Raw genomic sequence first — 1,742 nt, forward strand, 5'->3', positions numbered from 1 at the left:
CCCAGGCCCCAGCCCAGCGCATAGTCGGCATGCAGCGCCTGGCCCGAGCGGGTGTCGGTGTCACCGTTGCGGCGGTTGATGTCCCACATCAGCTTGGCATCGGCATTCAGGCCACTGGCAGGCATGTAGCTCACCGCGGCCAGCGGCTGAAAGGTGACGATGTTGCGGCCCAGGCTGGCCGGGTTGGTGGTGCTGTAGCTGCCGGTGGGCAGGATCACGTCCAGGCCCACCGCCGTGTGCAGCTCGGCCGAGTGGTGAAAGCCCAGCGCAGTGCCCAGCACCACGTCGCCCAGGCCCGACTTGCTGAAGTGCTGGCCGCCGGCCTTCACGTCCACGTCCAGCAGCGGGGCCAGCGCCTCGAAGGCCAGCTGGCCGCCCAGCACCTGCTGCTGCGTCACCCACACCAGGCGCGGAATGACGCCGCGCACCTTCACGCTGAAGTCGGGCGGGCTGACGGTGCGGCCCCCCGGGCCGAGCACGCGGTCGTAGTTGGCGCCGCCGCCGTACAGCAGCAGGTGCACGCCGGGCGGCGGCAGGGCGCCGCTGCCGAAGTTTTCCAGCCCGTCGGGGTACACACCCAGGCCGTTGCCCTCGGTGGCCCAGGTGGCGGTGCTGGCGGCCAGCAGCCCCAGCAGGGCGGCCGCGGCGGCCAGGGGCCGCAGTTGCTGTTTGCGATTCAAAGCATCTCTCCTCGGCCCACCCCGGGGCCCTCGCGCGCGGCGGCTGCACGGATCGGGTGGCCCGACCGCCGCGTCTGCAATCAACCAGGGCCCACCGATGGCGAAACAGGTGTTTGTGGCGTTGGCGCCGGCTCAGCGCGGCGCCAGTGCCTGGGCCACCAGGTAGCCCGAGCCGGCACCCAGCCCGGGGCCGGGGTGGGTGGAAGCGCCGATCTGGAACAGCCCGGCGCAAGAGGTCACGTGGTTGCGTGCACCCGCGGTGGCCGCGAAGGGCCGCAGCCAGAAGAACTGGTCGGGCGAGCACACGCCGGCATAAGGGTCGCCGCCCACCAGGTTGCAGTTCAGCGCCTGCAGATCGGCCGGGCCATAGGCCTTGCGGCCGACGATCTGCCCGGCCAGGCCGGGCAGCACCTGGGCCAGCCGCGCCTGCACCCGGTCGGCCATAGCCTCGCGCACCGCGGGGGTCCATTGCCTATCGGCCGGCACCTCGATCTGCCCGGCGGCATCGCCCTTCAGCCGCGTGGGCAGCTCCTGCATCTGCACCCACAGGATGGCGGCGCCCGCGGGTGCGCGCGTCGGGTCCACCGCGGTGGGCTGGCCGATGGCCAGCGTGGGCCGCGCCGGCAGCAGGCCGTTGTTGGCTTCCACCACCGAGGCGCACACCTGCTCCAGGCTTTCGGTCAGGTGCACCAGCGGCACCTTCGCCATCTCGGGGTCGGCCCAGTTCGGCGGTGCATCGAGCGCGAAGTGGATCTGCATGCCGCCGCGGCCGAAGCGGTAGGCGGCGGCGCGGTCTTGCAAAGGCACCGGCGCATCGCGCCACAGCCGGCCGTACAGCTGCGGTGGCGTGACGTTGCACACCACCGCACGGCGCGCGGCCAGGCGCTGGCTGCCCACGCGCACGCCCACGGCGCGGGCGCGGCGGCCGCTGCCTTCCACCAGCACTTCGTCCACATGGGTGCCGGTGCGGCATTGGCCGCCGTGGCGCTCGATCACCTGGCGCAGCGCATGCACGATGCCTTCGCTGCCGCCTTGCACCACCGGCATGCCGCCGGCCACCAC

General features: G+C 72.8%; 2 protein-coding genes. Both read right to left on the reverse strand.

What is annotated here, in order from left to right; translation table 11 throughout:
* A partial coding sequence (locus ABNT58_RS18745) for a transporter (RefSeq protein WP_348754957.1) occupies positions 1-680 on the reverse strand: 680 nt, incomplete at its 3' end.
* 132 nt (positions 681-812) lie between these two features.
* Positions 813-1,742, reverse strand: a 930-nt coding sequence (locus tag ABNT58_RS18750) for an NAD(P)/FAD-dependent oxidoreductase (RefSeq protein ID WP_348754958.1), incomplete at its 5' end; no start/stop codon positions are given.

This window comes from uncultured Aquincola sp. (assembly GCF_964001545.1).
In the GTDB taxonomy this organism is placed as follows: Bacteria; Pseudomonadota; Gammaproteobacteria; order Burkholderiales; family Burkholderiaceae_C; genus Aquincola.